Origin of the sequence: Variovorax sp. 278MFTsu5.1, assembly GCF_048305045.1 — a bacterium.
Lineage (GTDB): Bacteria > Pseudomonadota > Gammaproteobacteria > Burkholderiales > Burkholderiaceae_C > Variovorax > Variovorax guangxiensis.
In genome coordinates, this window is sequence record NZ_CP157622.1 from 4,169,682 (window position 1) to 4,188,100 (window position 18,419).

Annotated in this window: 15 protein-coding genes; 3 read left to right on the forward strand and 12 right to left on the reverse strand. The window is 69.2% G+C overall.

The window, feature by feature from the left end:
• Nucleotides 1-31: 31 nt before the first annotated feature.
• Genes ABL844_RS19375 through imuA form a run of 3 tightly spaced genes read right to left on the reverse strand, consistent with a single transcriptional unit; the run spans nucleotide 32 to nucleotide 5,511 of the window.
• The gene (locus ABL844_RS19375) at nucleotides 32-3,388 is read right to left on the reverse strand and encodes an error-prone DNA polymerase (protein ID WP_418128557.1); all 3,357 of its coding nucleotides are present in this window, start codon (nucleotides 3,386-3,388) and stop codon (nucleotides 32-34) included.
• Entirely contained in the window at nucleotides 3,381-4,742 is a 1,362-nt protein-coding gene (locus ABL844_RS19380; protein ID WP_418128558.1) for a Y-family DNA polymerase, read from the reverse strand. Before ABL844_RS19380 ends, ABL844_RS19375 begins: the two co-directional genes overlap by 8 nt.
• Complete coding sequence (gene imuA / locus ABL844_RS19385; RefSeq protein ID WP_418128559.1) at nucleotides 4,711-5,511, reverse strand: translesion DNA synthesis-associated protein ImuA; 801 nt, start codon at nucleotides 5,509-5,511, stop codon at nucleotides 4,711-4,713. The genes ABL844_RS19380 and imuA overlap by 32 nt, the downstream gene beginning before the upstream one ends.
• A 136-nt stretch (nucleotides 5,512-5,647) precedes the next feature.
• On the opposite strand from imuA, the gene ABL844_RS19390 reads away from it, so the two are divergent.
• Nucleotides 5,648-6,586, forward strand: coding sequence for an aldo/keto reductase (locus tag ABL844_RS19390; protein ID WP_418116816.1), 939 nt, complete (start codon nucleotides 5,648-5,650; stop codon nucleotides 6,584-6,586).
• Here the strand turns inward: ABL844_RS19390 and ABL844_RS19395 are convergent.
• The 7 genes from ABL844_RS19395 to ABL844_RS19425 form a co-directional block, all read right to left on the reverse strand.
• Nucleotides 6,573-7,538, reverse strand: a complete 966-nt coding sequence (locus ABL844_RS19395) for a Bug family tripartite tricarboxylate transporter substrate binding protein (protein ID WP_418128560.1) — start codon at nucleotides 7,536-7,538, stop codon at nucleotides 6,573-6,575. The genes ABL844_RS19390 and ABL844_RS19395 overlap by 14 nt on opposite strands.
• A gap of 17 nt (nucleotides 7,539-7,555) precedes the next feature.
• Nucleotides 7,556-8,689: a porin gene (locus tag ABL844_RS19400; protein ID WP_418128562.1), complete on the reverse strand. Its 1,134-nt coding sequence runs from the start codon at nucleotides 8,687-8,689 to the stop codon at nucleotides 7,556-7,558.
• Between the two features lie 119 nt (nucleotides 8,690-8,808).
• Nucleotides 8,809-10,509, reverse strand: coding sequence for a dihydroxy-acid dehydratase (locus tag ABL844_RS19405; RefSeq protein ID WP_418128564.1), 1,701 nt, complete (start codon nucleotides 10,507-10,509; stop codon nucleotides 8,809-8,811).
• Nucleotides 10,506-10,970, reverse strand: a complete 465-nt coding sequence (locus ABL844_RS19410; RefSeq protein ID WP_418128565.1) for an aconitase X swivel domain-containing protein — start codon at nucleotides 10,968-10,970, stop codon at nucleotides 10,506-10,508. The genes ABL844_RS19405 and ABL844_RS19410 overlap by 4 nt, the downstream gene beginning before the upstream one ends.
• Nucleotides 10,967-12,262, reverse strand: coding sequence for an aconitase X (locus ABL844_RS19415; protein WP_418128567.1), 1,296 nt, complete (start codon nucleotides 12,260-12,262; stop codon nucleotides 10,967-10,969). Before ABL844_RS19415 ends, ABL844_RS19410 begins: the two co-directional genes overlap by 4 nt.
• A gap of 55 nt (nucleotides 12,263-12,317) precedes the next feature.
• On the reverse strand, nucleotides 12,318-13,175 hold the full coding sequence (locus ABL844_RS19420; protein ID WP_418121410.1) for an IclR family transcriptional regulator: 858 nt from the start codon (nucleotides 13,173-13,175) through the stop codon (nucleotides 12,318-12,320).
• A gap of 105 nt (nucleotides 13,176-13,280) precedes the next feature.
• Nucleotides 13,281-14,735 carry an FAD-dependent oxidoreductase gene (locus ABL844_RS19425; protein ID WP_418128568.1) on the reverse strand — a complete coding sequence of 485 codons (1,455 nt, stop codon included), beginning with the start codon at nucleotides 14,733-14,735 and terminating at the stop codon, nucleotides 13,281-13,283.
• 155 nt (nucleotides 14,736-14,890) lie between these two features.
• Between ABL844_RS19425 and ABL844_RS19430 the strand changes: the two genes are divergently transcribed.
• Nucleotides 14,891-15,886 (forward strand): Bug family tripartite tricarboxylate transporter substrate binding protein, encoded by a 996-nt coding sequence (locus tag ABL844_RS19430; RefSeq protein ID WP_418121412.1) that lies wholly within the window; start codon nucleotides 14,891-14,893, stop codon nucleotides 15,884-15,886.
• Nucleotides 15,883-16,884, forward strand: coding sequence for a Bug family tripartite tricarboxylate transporter substrate binding protein (locus ABL844_RS19435; protein WP_418116824.1), 1,002 nt, complete (start codon nucleotides 15,883-15,885; stop codon nucleotides 16,882-16,884). Before ABL844_RS19430 ends, ABL844_RS19435 begins: the two co-directional genes overlap by 4 nt.
• Nucleotides 16,885-16,899: 15 nt before the next feature.
• Here the strand turns inward: ABL844_RS19435 and ABL844_RS19440 are convergent, their stop codons facing one another.
• Nucleotides 16,900-17,739, reverse strand: a complete 840-nt coding sequence (locus ABL844_RS19440) for an alpha/beta fold hydrolase (RefSeq protein ID WP_418128569.1) — start codon at nucleotides 17,737-17,739, stop codon at nucleotides 16,900-16,902.
• Nucleotides 17,736-18,296, reverse strand: coding sequence for a cytochrome b (locus ABL844_RS19445; RefSeq protein WP_418128571.1), 561 nt, complete (start codon nucleotides 18,294-18,296; stop codon nucleotides 17,736-17,738). The genes ABL844_RS19440 and ABL844_RS19445 overlap by 4 nt, the downstream gene beginning before the upstream one ends.
• Nucleotides 18,297-18,419 lie beyond the last annotated feature (123 nt).

Genomic DNA, 18,419 nt, shown 5'->3' on the forward strand with positions numbered 1-18,419 from the left:
ATTCGAGCCCTCCGCCGGATCTTTAGCCGCGTCAATGGAAATCCCGGCTCGTGTTGCTCTGCGCGAGCCGCCCCATGAGCGGCGTCAGGTCCTTGAAGCCGGTGGCGATCAGGTGCTGCACCTTCCCGCCGCTGTCGTCGTCGCGCTGCCAGGTGCCCTGCACCGCGAGCAGGTGCGACTTGAGCAGCGGCTCGCGCCAGGCCTCGATGACATGGCTCCAGACGATCACGTTGACGTTGCCGGTCTCGTCCTCCAGCGTGACGAAGATGGTGCCGTTGGCGGTCTGCGGGCGCTGCCGCCCCTTGACGATGCCGCAGGCGCGCACGGTCTGCCCGCTGGAGAGCGAACGCAGCTCCGCCGCGCTCATCAGCTTCATGCGCGCCAGGCGCGGGCGCAGCAGCGCGAGCGGATGGCGGCGCAGCGTGAGCCGCAGCGCCGCGTAGTCGCCCACGATCTCCTCGCCCTCCGACGCGGCTGGCAGCAGCAGCGCCTGCTCGTGGATCGGCACACCTCGCAGCAGGGCCGGCGCGCGCCGCTGCGCGGTGGCGTCCCACACCTGCTGGCGCCGATGGCCCGAGAGCGAGATCAGCGCATCGGCCGCGGCCAGCGCGGCCATGTCCTTGCCGTCGAGTTCGGCACGCAGGGCGAGATCCTCGGTGCTCGTGAACTGCGCCTGCGCGCGTGCCACCAGCAGGCGTTTGGCCCCGCCATCGCTGAGGCTCGCGATGCGGTTCAGGCCCAGCCGCACCGCGGGCTGGTTCTCTCTGCCGAGACGGTCGGCATAGCGCTCGTCGGTGCCGGGCGGCATGCGCGGCGCGCCGGGGTCGCGGGCTTCGAGCGTGGTGTCGATCCCGCTGCGCGTGACGTCGACCGGGCGCACCTCCACGCCATGGCGGCGCGCGTCCTGCACCAGCTGCGAGGGGCTGTAGAAGCCCATCGGCTGCGAATCGAGCAGTGCGGCGAGAAAACAGGCCGGCTCGTAGTTCTTGAGCCAGCTGCTCACCGTCACCAGCAGCGCGAAGCTGGCGGCGTGGCTTTCGGGGAAGCCGTAGTCGCCGAAACCCATGACCTGCTTGAAGATGGCTTCGGCGAAGCTGGCCTTGTAGCCGTTGAGAACCATGCCGTCCACCAGCTTGTCGTGGAACTTGCCGAGGCCACCCTTGCGCTTCCACGCGGCCATGGCACGGCGAAGCTGGTCGGCCTCGTCGGCGGTGAATTTGGCCGCGATCATCGCGATCTGCATCACCTGCTCCTGGAAGATCGGTATGCCCAGCGTGCGCTCCAGCGCTGGGCGCAGCTCGTCCTTCTCGTAGCGGATGGGCAATTTCTTGGCGACCCGCTCCCGCTGCTTGAGATACGGATGCACCATCCCGCCCTGTATGGGCCCCGGCCGCACGATGGCGACCTCGATCACCAGGTCTTCGTAGGTGCGCGGCTTCAGGCGCGGCAGCATCGACATCTGAGCGCGGCTCTCGATCTGGAACACGCCGATGGTGTCGGCGTCGCAGATCATGTCGAACACTTTCTGGTCGTCGGCCGGTATCTGATGCATCTCGATGGCCGAGTTGCGCCAGCTGTTCATGTGCGCGAGCCCCCGGCGGATCGCGCTGAGCATGCCGAGCGCCAGCACGTCGACCTTGAGCATGCCCATCGCCTCGAGGTCGTCCTTCTCCCACTGGATGACGGAGCGCTTCTCCATCGACGCCTTCTCCACCGGCACCAGCCGCGTGAGCTTGGTGTGCGTGAGCACGAAACCGCCCACGTGCTGGCTCAGGTGGCGCGGAAAGCCTTTGAGCCGCCGCGTCATCTCGATCCAGTGCACCAGCTTGAGCTCGTCTTCCTGCACGCCTGCGCGCGCCGACGCCCGCTGCAGCTGCTCGCCGAGCACAGCTTCGTCGAACCAGTAGTGGTCCTTCGCGAACTCGTCGATCAGCCGCTCGTCGATGCCGATGGCCTTGCCCACGTCGCGCAGCGCGCTGCGGGAGCGGTAGCAGATGACGACGGCAGCGATGGCTGCGCGCTCGCGGCCGTATTTTTCGTAGATGTACTGGATGACCTCTTCGCGCCGCTGGTGCTCGAAGTCGACGTCGATATCGGGCGGCTCGCGGCGCTCGCGGCTCAGAAAGCGTTCGAACAGCAGCGTGGCCTTGTCTGGATTGATGGCGGTGATGCCGAGGCAAAAACAGACCGCCGAGTTGGCTGACGAGCCGCGCCCCTGGCAAAGAATGTCCTTCGAGCGGGCGAAGCGCACGAGGTCTTCCACCGTGAGGAAGAACATCTCGTATTCGAGCTCGACGATGATGTCGAGTTCTTTCTGCACCTGTGCCTGTACCTTCTCGGGAATGCCGCCTGGATAGCGATTCCGCGCACCTTCCCACGTCTTGCGCACCAGCGTCTGCGCCGGCGTCTCATCGTTGCCCAGGTTTTCCAGCGGGTACTTGTAGGTATCCCGGATCACCTTCGGATCGAACCTGCACCGCTCCATCACCACCAGCGTGTTCTCCAGCATCTGCGGCAGATAAATCTCCGCAAGCCGCACGCGCTGTCGCAGATGCCGCTCGGCATTCGACTGCAGCGCGAAGCCGCACTCGGCCACCGTCTTGCCTTCGCGAACGGCCGTCAGTATGTCGTGCAGCGGCTTGCATGAACGCGCATGCATGTGCACGTCGCCGGCAGCCACGAGCGGTACGCCCGCGTCCTCGCCTGCCTGCATCAGCGTGACGAGCCAGAGGTCGTCGTCGAGTTCATTGAACAGTTCAACCGCCAGCCAGAGGTTCTCGCCGTACAGCGCCTTGGCGGCCAGCAGGTCTTCGTGCAGCGTGGCCGTATCCATCGCGCCGCCGGGGTTTCGGTTGGGCACGAAAAGAATCTGGCAATGCTGCAGCGAGGCCACGTCGCTTTCTTCCCAGCCCACGCGGTACTCGCCCTTGGGCAGCTCGGTGTTGCGGGCGGCGGTGATGAACTCGCAGAGGTTGCCCCAGCCCTCGGTGTCGTTCGCTATCACAACGAGCCTGAAGCGCTCGAACCGGAACTCGCTGCCGAACAGCAGGCGGAAGCTCGGGTTGCGCGGGATCTTCGGCTCGTCGGGGTGCTCGCGCTCGTATTCGCAAAGCTTGTTCTCCATGTCGCGCAAGCACACGTGCGCCCGCACGATGCCGGCCACCGAGCACTCGTCGGTGATGGCCAGCGCCTTGTAGCCGAGCTGGTAGGCCCGGTCCACGATGTCCTCGGGCGTCGAGGCGCCGCGCTGGAAGCTGAAGTTGGTCAGGCAGTGCAGCTCTGCATAGTCGGGCAGCCTGGACTCAGGTGCCTTGCGCAGCGGCACCGGCAGCGCATGCACCTTGGCGGGCTGCCGCCTGCTTTCCTGCTTGCCGCTGAGCTCAGGCATAGAAGCCCTGCAGGTACCAGCGGACCTCGCCGGAAGAAAAGCGCGCGGCGGGCCGCTCGCGGAAGATCCACACCAGCCCGGCCTCGGGGCTTTCCGCGACGTAGTAGTCACGCATCGCGGGCTGGCCGCCCTCTTCCTTGTCGCCCCACCAGCCGGTCTCGACGCGCTGCGGGCCGATCAGCCGGCTCAGCGGGCCGCGGTAGCACGGGCGCTCGCCATCCATTTCGAGCAGCAGCGGTTCGGGCAGCAGCCATGGCGGGTAGACGGCGTCGGGCTGCGAAGCCACTGCGGCAGCCTGCTTCCGGCTCCTGTCGTCGGCCGCTTTCTCTTTCCCCTTTTCCTTCTGCAATGCAGGCCGCCACGCCTGCTTGCGCTCGGGCCGGTGGTCGGCCTGCGCCGACGGCACCACCACCTGCTGCGGACCGAGCCGCACGCTGAGCCGCTCGACCATCTCGTGCAGCCTGTCGCCCTTGCGGTTGTCTTCCGGCAGGAAGCTGGTGCTGGCGCCGGCCCACGGGTCGGTTTCGAGCGTGCGCAGCCTGATCCAGCTCGCGGGCGCTGCCAGCGTGGCGAGGGCCAGCTTTTCGGACAGCAGGCGGCGCAGGTGCGCCATATCCTGCGTGGGCTCGGCCGTGCGCACGATGAGCTGCTCGTGCGGCGGCAGGTTCACGCCGTTGAGGCGCCGCAGGTCGAGCGTCCATTGCAGCTCCAGCGCGCGCGCACCGCGCTGGCGGGCGCGCAGCCAGATCTGCAGCGCCGTCAGCAGCCGGTTGGCCGACCACATGAGCTCGGGCGCGGTCTCGGCCAGCGCGGGCAGCTCCAGCTTCTGCTCGAACACGTCGGGCAGCGTGAGCCAGCAATGGCTTTCGGGACGCAGGCCCCAGGCGATGTCGAGCGCCTCGCGCAGCCCGGCGCCGAAGCGCCGCGTGAGTCCGCCGCGCGGCAGCGCCGCCACCTCGCCCCAGGTGCGGCAGCCCAGGCGCGCGAGCAGGTCGAGGTGCTCGCGCGCGGCGCTCAGCGTGTCGAGCGGAAGGCCGGCAGGCACGTCCTTCGGGCGCTTCTCCTCGCGCGCGAACAGGCGCAGCCGCGCCAGCGCGATCAGGCTGGTAGTGCCCTGTGCGCCCAGCATGCGCGCGTCGGGCACGGGGTTGTCGGCCACCAGCAGGCGCATCAGCTGCATGCGCCCGCCCCAGAGGCGCTCGCAGGCGGAGACTTCGAGCATCAGGGCTTCGTCGAGCCAGGCGACGTGGGGCGTGTACTTCAGGGCCCACCAGCCCAGGGCTTCGAGCGTGGGAAGCGTCGGGGCGTCGGAGGCGTCGGCTTCAGGCAACCACTGCAAGGCGATCCAGTGCATCCGGGCCTCCTTTCCATGCGTCGATGCGCACCACCGTGGCCGACGCCGCACCGGCCGGCACCGTGCCCCGCTGCTGCAGGCGCAGCTTGCGCCGCAGCCGGGCGGCGGCAAGCAGTGCCGCCATGCGCTCGTTGCGCGCCGGCAGCATCACAGGTGCGGCCAGCGGCGGGCCGCGTCGCTTGAGGATGTTCAGTTCGATCTGCGAGACATCGGCCTGGCTGCGGTCGGCCCTGATGCGCAGCCGCGCAGGCGATGCCGACAGCGCCACCGACTCGGGCCGGCACACGAAGAGCAGCACCTCGTGCTGCGCGGCCGCCAGCTGCAGCCGCCTCAGCTCGCCCACCCGCGCCTGCGGCAGCCAGGCCAAGACAGCGGACACATCGGCGCAGCGCAGCGCCTGTTCGCAGGCCCACAGCCGCTCGGCCGGGGCCTCGCTGCGCACCCACATCAGCGCCTCCACCGGCAGCCCCTGCGCCGCGAGGGAGGCGCCGCAGGGCTCGTAGGGCGCGCCGATCAGCACCACCGGCCCGCCCCGCGCGGCCACCGCCTGCGCCAGCGCGGGCAGCAGCAGCCGCCAGACATGGGCTTCGGGCGCAGGCAGCAGCAGTTCCGTCATCGCGCCGACCGGCCAGCCGCCGCCCGGCAGTTCCGCGTCGAGCGCGGCATGGCCGGTGGCGACGACCTGCGCGTCGGCAAGGCCGAGTTCGTCGGCATGCCAGACGCCACGGCCCGCGGCAGCGGAGAAGGAATCGAGGAAAGAGAGGCCCATGGCGATGACTGTTAACTGTATTTTCATACAGTATTTCATGAGCCACAACCCGAAGCCGGAAAAGCCGTTTCTTCTTCACAGAGCGTTTCACATTGCGGCGAGCTGCGCCTTTCCCATCGTCGGATACTGGCCACGGATGCAGCCCCCGACGATTCCTTTCCACCTCACCCGCGCCGAACTGCTGCGTATGGGCGCCGCGCTGTGCGCCGGCGCCGCGCTCCCCGCCTTCGCCCAACCCCAGTCCAAGCCAGCCATGAACACCCGCCCCATCCCCTCCACCCGCGAGGCGCTGCCCGTGATCGGCTGCGGCACCTGGATCGGCTTCGACCAGCGCCCCGGCACCGAGGAATACGCGCGCCTGCCCGGCGTGCTCGATGCCCTGTTCGCGGCCGGCGGCACGGTGATCGACAGTTCGCCGATGTACGGCCGCTCCGAGGAAACCACCGGCGAGCTGCTGGCAGCATCGAAGCAGCAGGTCAGGCCCTTCCTCGCCACCAAGGTGTGGACCTCGGGCCGCGAAGCCGGCATCGCGCAGATGGAGCAGTCCTTCGCGCGGCTGCGCACGCAGCACATGGACCTGATGCAGGTGCACAACCTCGTCGACTGGCGCACGCATCTCGCCACGCTGCGCGGCTGGAAGGAAAAGGGCCGCGTGCGCTACATCGGCGTCACGCACTACACGGCCTCGGCCTACGGAGAGGTCGAGGCGGTGCTGAAGGCCGAGAAGCTCGACTTCCTGCAGATCAACTACTCGCTCGACGCGCGCGAGGCCGAGCAGCGCCTGCTGCCGCTGGCGGCCGAGCGCGGCGTGGCGGTGATCGTCAACATGCCCTTCGGCGGCGGCGGACTGCTGCGCCGGCTGCGCGACAAGCCGCTGCCGCCCTGGGCCGGCGAGATCGGCTGCAACAGCTGGGCGCAGGTGCTGCTGAAGTTCGTGCTGAGCCACCCGGCCGTGACATGCACGATTCCAGGCACCAGCCGCCGCGAGCACATGGCCGACAACGCGGCCGCCGGCGCGGGCAGCTTTCCCGACGCGGCCTTCTGGCGCCGCGAGGCCGCTGCTATTCGAACTTGACGTTGTGCTCGCGCACGGTGGCGCCGAAGGCGTCGTACTGCGTGCGGAAGAACTCGGTGAACTTCGCGGGGCTCATGCCATAGCCCTCGAAGCCCTGCTGCACCAACTGCGCGTGCACCTCGGGGCGCTTGAGCGTGTTCTGCAGTTCCTGCGAGAGCCTGTCGGTGATCGCCTGCGGCAGCCCCGGCGGCCCGAAGAAGCCGGCCCACGGCGTGATGGTGAGCTTGCCCAGCCCCAGCTCGCCGCCCGTGGGCACGTCGGGCAACAGGGCGCTGCGCTGCGGCAGCAGCGTCACCAGCGCGCGGATGCGCCCTTCCTTCACGAAGCCCGGCGCCAGCGTGCCGGTGGTGAACATCATCTGGATCTGCCCGCCCAGCAGGTCGGTCATGGCCTGCATGTCGCCCTTGTAGCGCGCGTTGACCACCTTGCGGTCGCCCAGCAGCTGCAGCATCGCGAGCTCCGAGGCGCTGTTGCTCGACGCCGAATTGAGCGCGCCGGGCTTCGACGCCACCAGCGCGAGCAACTCGTTCACGCTCTTCACCGGCAGGCTCGCAGGCACCACCAGGAACATCGAGAACTGCCCGGCCGAGCTGATCGGCGTGAAGGCCTTGAAGGGGTCGTAGGGCGGCGTCGGCCGCAGCGTGGGCGCGGCCACCATCGCGGTGTTGGTGCCCATCAGCAGCGTGTAGCCGTCGGGCCTGGCCGACGAGGTGGCCTGCGCGGCCAGCACGCCGTCGGCGCCGGGGCGGTTCTCCACGATCACCTGCTGGCCGAGCTGCTTGGACAGGCCCTCCGCGATGATGCGCGTGAGCACGTCGGCGCCGCCGCCAGCCGCGAAGCCCACGATCAGCTTCAGCGGCTTGTTGGGGAATGTGTCGGCGCTCCTTGCCGCCGTGCCGGGCAATGCCGTGGCGGCGGCAAGGGCCGCCAGGGCGAGTGTTCTGCGTCGCATGATGACGGCCCTCCGCTTCAGAAGAGATGGCGCACGCCGAATTCCCAGCCGGTCGAGCGATGCCCGGCCGCCGGCGCCACGCCGCCGCTGACCACGTAGCGCGCCTGCCCGCTGTTCATCAGCCGTGCGTAGGTGCCGTAGAGCGCGGTGCGCTTGGAGAGGTTGTGCACGTAGCCGATGCCGAACTGCCGCGCGTCGTCGCGGTTGCGCGGCATGCCGTTGGCGTTGCGCAGGCTCTCGTCGCTGCGGTCGTCGAGGTAGGCGTAGCTGATGCGGATGCGCCCGACTTCGAAAGCCGGGATGTGCGCGCCGATCTCGGCCGTGTTCTTGCGCACCGTGCCGGCCGCCAGCTTCACCGTCACCTTGTTGTAGAGCGCGAAGAACTTGGCGAAGCCCGCGTCCCACGAGCCGCCGATGTTGGCGTGCGTGTAGTTGCCGACGGTGGCGGTGGCATTGAACTTCGAGCGGGTGACGGCCGCCGCCACGTCGAAGGCGCCCGATGCGAAGCCGAAGCGCGCGCCCGCGAAGTTGCCGTCGTGGCGGTTCGCCAGGGTCGAGTCGTTCTCGCCGGTGCCCACCATCGCCATGCCGTAGAAGCCGCCGAGGTTGGGCGGCAGCCAGTAGCTCACCGTGTTGCTGCCGGTGATGGTGGTGGGCAGCGGCCCGGTGCCCACGGCCGCGAAGGTGAGGTTGCCCGCGCGCGCCACGCCGTTGGCGTTGAACGGGTCGAAGTAGATGCTGTTGTAGTGAGTGGGAATGAAGTCGTGGCCCAGCCGCAGCTCGCCCAGCTTGTCCGACGACAGGCTCACGAAGGACATGCGGTCGAAGGTGATCGGGCCCGCCGTGCCCGCGCCGCTTGCCTGGTTGTTGGAATTGCTCGGGCGGCCGGTGCCGGTGTCGGGGTTCAGGCTGCCTTCGAGCCAGAAACCCGCGCGCAGGCCGCCGCCCAGGTCCTCGGTGCCGCGAAAGCCCAGCCGGCTGGTGGACAGCCCGCCGTTGGACAGCGCCTTCACCGAGCCGCCGCCCGGACCGGCACCGTTCGTGTACTGGATGCCGAGGTCCATCACGCCGAACACGGTCACGCTGGATTGCGCCTGTGCGACGCCGCTGCTGGCGAGCCCCAGCGCCGACCACATCAAGATTCTCTTCATGGTTTCTTGTCTCCTGCTTCTTCTCTTGGTTGAAAAACTCGGAACGACCGCGCAGGGCTGCGCCACCGGATGCGGACGGGGGTCCGCACCGGTTGGCAAAAGCCGTGATCGGAAGAGGTCTAGCCCGGGGGCGCGGTGCGCTCGACGCGCACGAGGACGGCGCCCTTCGAAAGCGGCCCAACGTTGCGCCGGTACTGCTGCAGCCAGCCGGTGTCGTGCACCGGCGGCGGCGCCTGCCAGTCGTCGCGGCGCGCCTGCAGTTCGGCGTCGCTCAGCTCGATGTCGAGGCGGCGCGCGTCGAGATCGATGGTGATGGTGTCGCCGTCGCGCACCAGCCCGAGCGGGCCGCCCAGCGCGGCCTCGGGCGACACCTCGGCCACCACCAGCCCCTTGCAGACCAGGCCCGAGAGATGCCCGTCGGTCAGCAGCGCCACCTGGTCGCCCAGCCCCGCGCCGTCGACGGCGAAGACCACGCGCGACGCCCCGCCGCCCATGGCCGGGCCGCCGCAGGCACCAGCGCCGCGCATCACGACGACCTGGCCGGGCACGATCTCGCCCTTCTTCAGCGCGGCGATGGCGGCGTCCGAAGTCCAGAAGCACACGGCCGGGCCGGTGAAGCGCCGCACCTTGCGCTCGGCGATGCCCGTCTTGATGAGGCCCGACTCCGGCGCGAGGTTGCCGCGCAGCAGCACGATGGCCGGCAGCGGCGCCACAGGCCGGCCGATGGGGCGGATCACCTCGGCATTGGCCACCTCGGCATCGCGCAGATTGTCGGCGACAGTGCCGCCGGTGACGGTGCGCACGCCGGTGTCGAGCAGCGGCTCGAGCTGCTTCATCAGCGCGCGGCAGCCGCCGGCCGCTTCGAAGGCTTCGATGGAGTCGTTGCCGATGGGCCGCACGCCGGCCAGCACCGGCGTCTCGGGGCCGAGGCGCTCGAACATGCCGTACACGTCGACACCGGTCTCGCCCTCGGTCGCCACCGCCTGCAGGTGCTTGGCGGTGTTGAGCGAGCCGCCGATGGACAGCACCGCGCGCACCGCGTTGGCGAAGGCGCCGGGCGTGAGGATGTCGCGGGGCTTCAGGTCGTCCCACACCATCTGCACGATGCGCGTGCCGGCCGCGCGCACGTCGGCCATCATCTTCGGGCTCAGCGCCGCCACCGGCGCGCTGCCCGGCAGCGCCATGCCCAGCGCTTCGCAGACGATGTGCATCGAGTTCGCCGTGCCCAGGCCCGAGCAAACGCCGGGGCCGCGGATGGCCTCCCGGCTCATGCCCACCAGTTCTTCCACCGGCAGGTTGCCCGTGACGGCATGCATCGCACCGATGAACACCTCCTCGATGTCCATGTGGTGGCCCTTGTACTCGCCGCTGGGCTGGTAGCCGCAGGGCACGAGCAGCGTCGGGATGTTCAGCCGCGCGGCCGCCATGAGCTGGCCGGGCACGGTCTTGTCGCAGGAGGTGAGGCAGACCATGCCGTCGAGCTGCGCGCCTTCGACGGCCACCTCGATGTCGTTGGTGACGAGGTCGCGCGCCGCCAGCATGTAGGCGCCGCGCGCGCCGGCGCCGGTGATGAAGTCGCTGGGCGCGGCCGTGCGGATCTCGAAGGGCACGCCGCCCGCCGCGCGGATGGCCTCCTTGATCTCCGCCGCCACGCGGTCGAGGTGGCTGAAGCAGGCGGCCAGCTCGGAGGAGCTGTTGACGATCGCGATCTTGGGCTTCTCGCAGTCCTCCTCCGGAATGCCGAGCGCGCGCCAGTGCGCGTTGCGCACCGACCAGAGGTAGGAGCCGCGCGGGAAGTTGCTGCGCAGGGGGCGGGTCATGGCTGGGCTCCCTTGTTGTTCTTCTTGGTGATCTCGACCACGCCACGGTCGGCGTCCACGCGCACCCAGTCGCCGGTCTCTATGCATTCGAGCGGGTCGCGCTCGAAGTCGGTCATCGAAGGCGCGTGCGTGACCACCGCGCCCAGCGCCATCTTGGTCGTCATCTCGTTGAACAGGAAAGCGGCCGGCGCCGATTTCATGAGCCGCGTCATGTGGAACATGGCCGACCAGCCCGAGGAGCCCTTGGCGCCCGGAAACACCAGCACCTTGCCCGCGAAGCTCTGGCCGCGCAGTTCGTGCCGCGTCTCGACGACGGTGCCGGTGCGCGGGTCGATGCCGCCCCAGCCCGAGATGCGGTCGCGCGTGACCAGCGCCTCGCCTTCCGCGACGCCGCCCACCACCTTGCGGCCGCGGATGACGATGGTCTTGGTCTTTCGTTCGGTTATGACTGCGGCGTTCATGCATAGCCTCCGTTCCAGCGCCCGGTGCAGGCTGCATCGATGCATTCAGCCGTGCTGCCGAACCAGGCCTGCACGCCGAGGATGGCGGGCAGGTAGTGGGCCTGCTTGGCGGAATCGAGCGCGACAGTCTTCGTGCCCTTGGGCACGGCGCGGCTCATGGCGGAGCAGCTGTCGCCCATGATGATGCCGCCCGCGTCCTCGATGATCTTCGTGTAGCCGTTGCGGTCGGCCAGCGCCTTGATGGCGCGCGGCGTGAAGATCCACAGCTCGCAGTCGGGGTGCACCTTGCGCCCTTCGATGAGCTGCGCGGCCTCCCAGATCTGCTCGATGGTGTAGTGCGGGCAGCCCAGCATCACGTACTGCACCTCGGCGTCCTTCGCCGTGATGTTGATCTTCTCGTAGGTGGCGCGGCGCTCGGCCTCGCCGTAGCGCAGCACCTGCACCGGGGCGCGCCCGCCCAGTGCCTGTTCGAGCGTGAGCGCCTCGGGCGTGACGCCGGCGATGTGATACATCTCCACGCCGCCCGAAGACGACGCCGCCGCGCCGAAGTGCTTGAGCCTCGGCAGGTTCGGCACCCGCGAGATGCCGCGCCGGCTGTGCACCACCGGCACGCGCTCCTGCACGTGCTCTCCGATGTAGTAGCCCAGCAGGCCCCAGTCCTGCACCGACTCGACATCGATGTCGAGCTCGACCACGTGCGTGGCGTGGCGGTTCTGGTCGAGGTGGTAGCCCCAGTAGGGAATGCGGCCGGTGAGCATGGCCGCGCCGGTGCTCTCGCGGCCTTCGGTGTTGGTGCGCGCGCCCAGCACCGAATTGCAGTACACGACCGCCGACGACTCCATCCATGCGCAGTGCTCGCCGCGCGTCGGGATGTTGCCGACCTGGTAGGGCGTGCAGGTGTTCATGATCTGCGCGCCGAGTCCGGCGGCATGGCGCTCGCTCTTCTCGTAGAAGCGCACGATCTCCTCGCTCACGCCCATGCGCTCGGGCTGGCCGGGGTCGAAGCCCAGCTGCAGGTGGCTGGTGAAGACCTTGAACTTCGGGATCTCGACGGTCTCCTGGCTGTCGAGGCTGAATTCGGAGAACACCGCGTCCATGCCGCCGCCCTTGGCGAGCGCGAAGTCGCGCTGGAAGGGCGTGGTCGAAGTGATGGACGCGCAGACGTTGCGCGTCTCGACCAGTCGCTCGGCGCCCAATGCTTCGCCGTAGCGCACCAGCAGGTCCATCGCCTTCTGCACCGCCGGGCCGTCGCGCCCGTCGTACATGGCCTTTTCTTCATCGCTCAGGTGCATGACCTGTGTCTCCGTTCTTTCTTGTGTCGTGGGGATCGGGCCCCGGCCGGGCCTGCTAGCCCGGCGAGGGTGTGGGTGTGGGTGTCGGCACGTGGCCGCCGATGTCTCGCGCGATGCTCAGCGCGATGTCGTGCAGGCGCGGCGCGAGTTCGTTGCGCAGGCGCTCCTCGGTGAAGACGAAGGCGGCGCCGCCGCCGTTGAGCGCCATCACCTCGCCGTCGGGCCCGATGAGCGGCACCGACACCGAGTTGATCTCGCGGTGGAACTCGCCCAGCGAGAGGCAGTAGCCCAGCCGCTTCGATTCGCCGATGGCGCGGTTCATGCCGGGCGCGATGCTGTCCCACTCGGGGCCGCGCAGCAGGCGCATCGAATCGATGAGCTGGTTGCGCTGCGCCTCCGGCAGCGCCGAGAGGTACGCGCGGCCGAGCGCCGAGTTGGCCAGCGGCGCGCGCGAGCCGACGTCCAGCCGCGCAGAAAGCATCGACGAGCGCGGGCGGCAGGCTTCGATCAGCACCATCTCCATGCCGTCGCGCACAGCCAGGTAGACGGAGGCGCCGACTTCTTCAGCCATCGCCTGCATGCTGGGTCGCGCGGCGGCGCGCACGTCGAGGCTGCCGAGGAACACACGCGAGAGCGACACCACGCCCGGCCCGAGCATGAAGCGGTCGGCCGCCTGCGCGGGCTTCAGCATGCCCAGCGAGAGCAGCGTGGCGACGAGCCGGTTGACGGTGGCGCGCGGAATGCCGGTCATGCGCGCCAGGTCGGCATGGCCGAGCACCGGACGGTCTTCGCTGAAGCAGCGCAGCACGGAGATGCCGCGCTCCAGCGCGCTCACGGTGTCGGAGCGCTCACCGCGCGCGTCGGCCTGCTGTTCGGCCGGGGGGAAAGAGGTGTCGTTCTTTTCGGTGGACATGGAGGAACCCTTCGCAAGACTCTCAGGATCGGGACTCCCGAATGTAGAGGCTCGCGGACGGAGGGTTGCCGGGTTCATGGCCGCGCGAGTTCCAGTGCAGGCCCATCAGGCGCCGGCCTCGGCCGTGGCCAGCGGAGCGCTGTCGCCCTGCCCGGCACCGGCGCGCAGGTACACGCCCTGCTCAAGCAGCGCGGACTGCAGCGCGCCCACGTCGACGAAGCGCGGCGCGATGTCGCCGCGCGAGGCCAGCGCGGCAGCCACGCCTGCCGCCTGGCCGGTGATCCAGCACTGCGGGATCTCGCGCATGAAGCCGTGCGAGTTGCGGTCGCAGGAGATGTGGCGACCGCAGGCCAGCAGGCCGTCGAGCTGCCTGGGCACCAGCGCGCCGTAGGGAATGGAGATGTTCGGGAACTTGGGCGAGACGGCGGGCGACACGCCGATCTCGTCGGCCAGCGGCACGCCGTCGGGCCACTGGCTGCGCAGCACCGAGCCCACGCCGACGAGGCGCCGCGCGTGGCGCACGCCGATCTGCGGCGCGCTCAGCATCAGGTAGGCGTTCTCGAAACCGGGTGCATGGGCGCGGAAGTAGTCGAGGTGCGCGGCCATGGCGCGGTGCGAGCGCACCTCCACGGCGGTGAGGTCGTCCACGTCGAGCGCGGAGTAGCCCGACTGTCGCGGCCCCATGAAGAGCGCCACGTCGTTGCGCCACGAGACGAAGGGCCGCTCGAACAGGCCGCACTGTTCGCGCCCGCCGGCCATGAAGGCGGTGAAGGCCTCGGGCTGGCCGGCCTTGAACTCGATCCAGCGGTTCATGTCCACGCCGCCGAAGAGCCAGGAGGTGTTCATGCAGTGATGCACGTCGGCCTCCTCGATGTCGTTCACGTACTCCGCGCCGGCGCGGGCGAACAGGTCGCCGTCGCCGGTGGCGTCGACCACCACGTCGGCCATGATGGCCATGCGGCCTTCCTTGCTCTCGAACACCACGCCCTTGACCGCGCCGTCCTGCACGATGGGAATGGCGGCCCACGAGTGATAGATGAGCTTGACCTTGCGCTCGAGCACGATCTCCTGCGAGAGCAGCTTGAGCCGCTCGGGGTCGATGGTGGGCGACCAGGTGACGACGCCGTGGTAGGCGGCGGTGCGCTGCGACCAGTGGGCGGCCTTGGCCGCGTCCTGCGAGCCCCAGTCCTCGCGCGCCGGGCCGGCGATGGCCTCGGCCGGCAGGCGGTCGAACAGCTCTTCGGCGAAGCCGCGGATGACCAGCTTGCCTTCCCAGTCGGTCATGCGGTCGATCCAGATGACGAGCCCGCCGGTTGAAAGACCACCCAGGTGGTTGTAGCGCTCCAGCAGCGCCACGTCGGCGCCCGCGCGGGCCGCGGCGGCGGCGGCCGCGGTGCCCGAGGGGCCGCCGCCCACCACCAGCACGCCGCAGCGGTGATAGACCGGGATGCTCTTGCCGGGCTCGGCCCAGCTGCCGTGGTCAGGCCGCTTGACGCGGCTGTCGCGGTCGAAGATGTCGGAGGACAGGATGCGCTCGTCGGTACGGACGACAGTTTTCATGAATGCGTTCTCGGCTTGGCTTGTTTCGTCGTATTTTGATTTCTCTTTCCATTTTTTGAAAGTTAAAAGTCAGATATTTGGGGTATTCCCTAGTAAATATGGATTTTTATGGATTTCAAGATCAATATTGAAGAAGCATTCCAACGGAGACATCGATGAAGAAACCCCACGGCACCCGCCGTGCCTTCGGCTCGGCCATCGGCGCCGCAGTCCTTCTGGGCCTCGCGCCCCTGGCCATGGCGCAGGACTTCCCGGCGCGCGGCAAGCCCATCCGCATCGTCGTGGGCTTCACGCCCGGCGGCGGCACCGACGCGCAGGCGCGCATCGTTGCGCAGAAGCTCGGCGAGGTTCTGAACACCAGCGTGATCGTCGACAACAAGCCCGGCGCCAGCACCATGCTGGCAGCCAACGAGGTGTCGCGCGCCCAGCCCGACGGCTACACGCTGCTGTACGCGCCCTCTTCCACCATGGCGCAGAACCCGCACACCTTCGCGCAGGTGCCCTACGACCCGTTCAAGGACTTCACCGCCATCTCGATGGGCGGACGCGGGCCGCTGGTGCTCTCGCTGAGCACCAGCGTGCCGGTGAACAACGTGAAGGAGCTGGTGGCCTACGTGAAGGCACACCCGGGCAAGGTGAGCTATGCCTCCTTCGGCGCGGGAACCTCTTCGCACATCTACGGCGAGGCCTTCGTGAAGAAGACCGGCATCGACGCGGTGCACATCCCGTACAAGGGCGGCTCCGACGCGGCGAAGGACCTGATCGGCGGGCGCGTGCAATACATGTTCGACTCGGCCTCCTCGGCCATCATCACCGCCTCCAGCGGCAAGGTGAAGATCCTCGCGGTGGCCTCCAATGCGCGCATCGCGGCGCTGCCCGACGTGCCCACGTTCGCCGAGCAGGGCTATGCCGGGCTCGACCTGCCGAGCTGGCTGGGCTTCTACGGCCCGGCGCGCATGCCGGCGCCGGTGGTCGCGAAGCTCAACACGGCACTCACGAAGGTGCTGGCGATGCCGCAGGTGCAGGAGTTCTATCGCAGCGGCGGTTACGAGGCGGGAGCGACCTCGCCGGAGGAATTCGCCAGCATCACGCGCTCCACCTACGACAGCTGGGGCGCGATGGTGCAGCAGGTGGGGCTGGTCAAGCAATGAACGACAAGCCCCTTTCGCGCCGCCGGATTGCCGCGTGCCTCGCGCTCGGTGCCGCCATGCCTGCGCTGCTTGCGCATGCCGCCGCGCCCTTTCCGGACAAGGGCCGCACCATCCGCATCGTGCTGGGCCTGGCGGCCGGCGGCGCCTCTGACGCGCAGGCGCGCTTCGTCGCCAACAAGCTCGGCGAGGTGCTGCAGACGCCGGTGATCGTGGAGAACCGGCCGGGCGCGAGCTTCATCCTCGCGACCGAGGAGGTGATCCGCGCCGCGCCCGACGGCTACACCTTCATGTACGCGCCCTCCTCCGTGGTGGCGCAGAACCCGCAGACGCTGGCGCAGGTGCGCTACGACCCGTTCAAGGACCTCACGCCGATCTCGCTCGGCGCGCGCGGCCCGCTGGTGCTGACCGTGCATGCGAGCGTGCCGGCGCGCACGGTGCAGGAACTGGTGGCGTACATCAAGGCCAACCCGGGGAAGATGAGCTATGCCTCCTTCGGCACCGGCACCTCCTCGCACATCTACGGCGAAGCCTTTGCGCGGCAGGCCGGGCTGGACGTGGTGCATGTGCCGTACAAGGGCGGCGCCGACGCGGCCAAGGACTTTCTCGCGGGCCGTGTGCAGTACTACTTCGACGCGGCGCCCAATGCCATCCAGAACACGGCCACCGGCAAGGTGCGCATGCTGGCCGTGGCCGCACCGAAGCGCAGTCCGATGCTGCCCGACGTGCCCACCATGGGCGAACAGGGCGTGAGCGGCGTCGACATGCCGAGCTGGCTGGGCTTCTATGGCCCGGCGCGCATGCCGGCACCGGTGGTCGAAAAGCTCAATGCCGCGCTGGCCCAGGTGCTGGCGATGCCCGCCACGCGCGACTTCTTCCGCCAGGGCGCGTACGAGGCCGAGTCGTCGAGCCCGAAGCAGCTGGCCGACCTGACACGCTCGACCTACGACCAGTGGGGCGACATCATCCGCAAGCTGGGGCTGGTGAAGCAGCAGCAATAACAGCTGCAGCGAGGCTCAGCGGAAGAACTCCACGAGCCGCGCGTTGACCTCGTCGGCGCGCTCGTACAGCGCCCAGTGCCCGGCGCCGTCGATCACCACGCCCTCGCGCCCCGGGCCCTCGGCGGCGAGCTGCGCCACCAGCGGGCGCGGGTCGGCCGTGACGTCGAACTCGCCCCACAGCAGCAGCGTCGGCACACCCATCGTGGCCAGCGCCTGCTGCAGCCCACCCGACTGCGACACCTCCTTGCTGCGAAAGCGCGTGCCGTGGCAGGAGACGTCGTGGATGGCGAACGCCAGCTCGTCGATGGCGGCGGCGTCGTGCAGCATCAGCGCCGCCAGGTTGTGCAGCAGCGCGGCGCGCTCGGCTTCGCGGTCGGGGGCGGCGCGCCAGTTGATCATCTGCGCCGTCATGCGCCGCAGCGTGCCGTGGCCGCCGCTGCCGATCAGCGCGAGGCGGCGGACCGCACCGCGACCGGCGCCGAAGCGCGCGGCCGTCAGCCCGCCGAAGGAGAAGCCGCCGAGGTCGATGGTGGTGCCCGCGCCGATGAGCTGGTCGAGCGTGCCGCCGAGCGCGGCGAGCAGCGGCTGCAGCGGGTCTTCGCCGGTTGCCACGCGCGGCGGCGCATCCGATTCGTTGAAGCCCGGCATGTCGGGCAGCCACAGCGTGCGGCCGGCCGAGAGCGCTTCTGCATTGAGCAGCCAGTGCATCCAGCTGCCGTGGCCGCCGTGCAGCAGCACCAGCGGTGGCCGGCTGGCGTCCGTGCCGAAGCGGCGCCAGCGCACGCGCACGCCCTCGTGCACCGCGTCGTGATGGGTCGAGAGCGCGTCGATGCGCGCGATGAGGTCGGCGTTCATGGCCACATCCTCTGCAGTTCACGTTCGCCGTCGAGGAACTGGTGCTTCAGCGCGGCCAGCACGTGCAGCCCGACGAGCACGTACAGCACGTAGCCGGCCCATTCGTGGACACCGCCCAGCACGGTGTGCCAGGTCTCCTTCACCGTCGGCTCGATGGCCATGATCCAGCCGATGCGCGGCCATTCGAAGAGGCCGAAGAGCTGCATCGGGTGCGTGGCGGCGTCCTTCCAGGCCGAGTCGTGCATCCAGCCCGACAGCGGCAGCAGGATCATCAGCACATACAGCGCGCCGTGCGCCAGGTGGGCCGCGAAGCGCTCGAAGGCGCCGTAGGAGCCCGGCATGGCCGGCGGCCGGTGCGTGGCGCGCCAGAGGATGCGCATGATGACCAGGCCCAGCACCGTGATGCCTATGGACTTGTGGGTGTCGACGGCCGGGCGCACCCAGTCGTCGGGATAGCGGTCGACCAGCAGGATCAGCGCGATGTTGATGATCATGAGCACCGCGATCAGCCAGTGCAGCGCGATCGCGGTTCGGGTGTAGCGGGTTTGTGCGAGCATGCGGGGAATTTTCGGGCGGGGGCCGACTCAGTCGGGAGCGCGTGCGATTGTCCGGGCATTCCCCGGGCTTTTCGAAACCGCAGGCCGAGTATTTGCGTATCACCAACCTCCGACCGATCGACA

Excerpts from the sequence above, each read along its gene's own strand:
- ABL844_RS19375 (WP_418128557.1), bottom strand. The coding sequence starts at position 3,388 with ATGCCTGAGCTCAGCGGCAAGCAGGAAAGCAGGCGGCAGCCCGCCAAG.
- ABL844_RS19380 (WP_418128558.1), bottom strand. The coding sequence starts at position 4,742 with ATGCACTGGATCGCCTTGCAGTGGTTGCCTGAAGCCGACGCCTCCGAC.
- imuA (WP_418128559.1), bottom strand. The coding sequence starts at position 5,511 with ATGGGCCTCTCTTTCCTCGATTCCTTCTCCGCTGCCGCGGGCCGTGGC.
- ABL844_RS19390 (WP_418116816.1), top strand. The coding sequence starts at position 5,648 with ATGCAGCCCCCGACGATTCCTTTCCACCTCACCCGCGCCGAACTGCTG.
- ABL844_RS19395 (WP_418128560.1), bottom strand. The coding sequence starts at position 7,538 with ATGCGACGCAGAACACTCGCCCTGGCGGCCCTTGCCGCCGCCACGGCA.
- ABL844_RS19400 (WP_418128562.1), bottom strand. The coding sequence starts at position 8,689 with ATGAAGAGAATCTTGATGTGGTCGGCGCTGGGGCTCGCCAGCAGCGGC.
- ABL844_RS19405 (WP_418128564.1), bottom strand. The coding sequence starts at position 10,509 with ATGACCCGCCCCCTGCGCAGCAACTTCCCGCGCGGCTCCTACCTCTGG.
- ABL844_RS19410 (WP_418128565.1), bottom strand. The coding sequence starts at position 10,970 with ATGAACGCCGCAGTCATAACCGAACGAAAGACCAAGACCATCGTCATC.
- ABL844_RS19415 (WP_418128567.1), bottom strand. The coding sequence starts at position 12,262 with ATGCACCTGAGCGATGAAGAAAAGGCCATGTACGACGGGCGCGACGGC.
- ABL844_RS19420 (WP_418121410.1), bottom strand. The coding sequence starts at position 13,175 with ATGTCCACCGAAAAGAACGACACCTCTTTCCCCCCGGCCGAACAGCAG.
- ABL844_RS19425 (WP_418128568.1), bottom strand. The coding sequence starts at position 14,735 with ATGAAAACTGTCGTCCGTACCGACGAGCGCATCCTGTCCTCCGACATC.
- ABL844_RS19430 (WP_418121412.1), top strand. The coding sequence starts at position 14,891 with ATGAAGAAACCCCACGGCACCCGCCGTGCCTTCGGCTCGGCCATCGGC.
- ABL844_RS19435 (WP_418116824.1), top strand. The coding sequence starts at position 15,883 with ATGAACGACAAGCCCCTTTCGCGCCGCCGGATTGCCGCGTGCCTCGCG.
- ABL844_RS19440 (WP_418128569.1), bottom strand. The coding sequence starts at position 17,739 with ATGAACGCCGACCTCATCGCGCGCATCGACGCGCTCTCGACCCATCAC.
- ABL844_RS19445 (WP_418128571.1), bottom strand. The coding sequence starts at position 18,296 with ATGCTCGCACAAACCCGCTACACCCGAACCGCGATCGCGCTGCACTGG.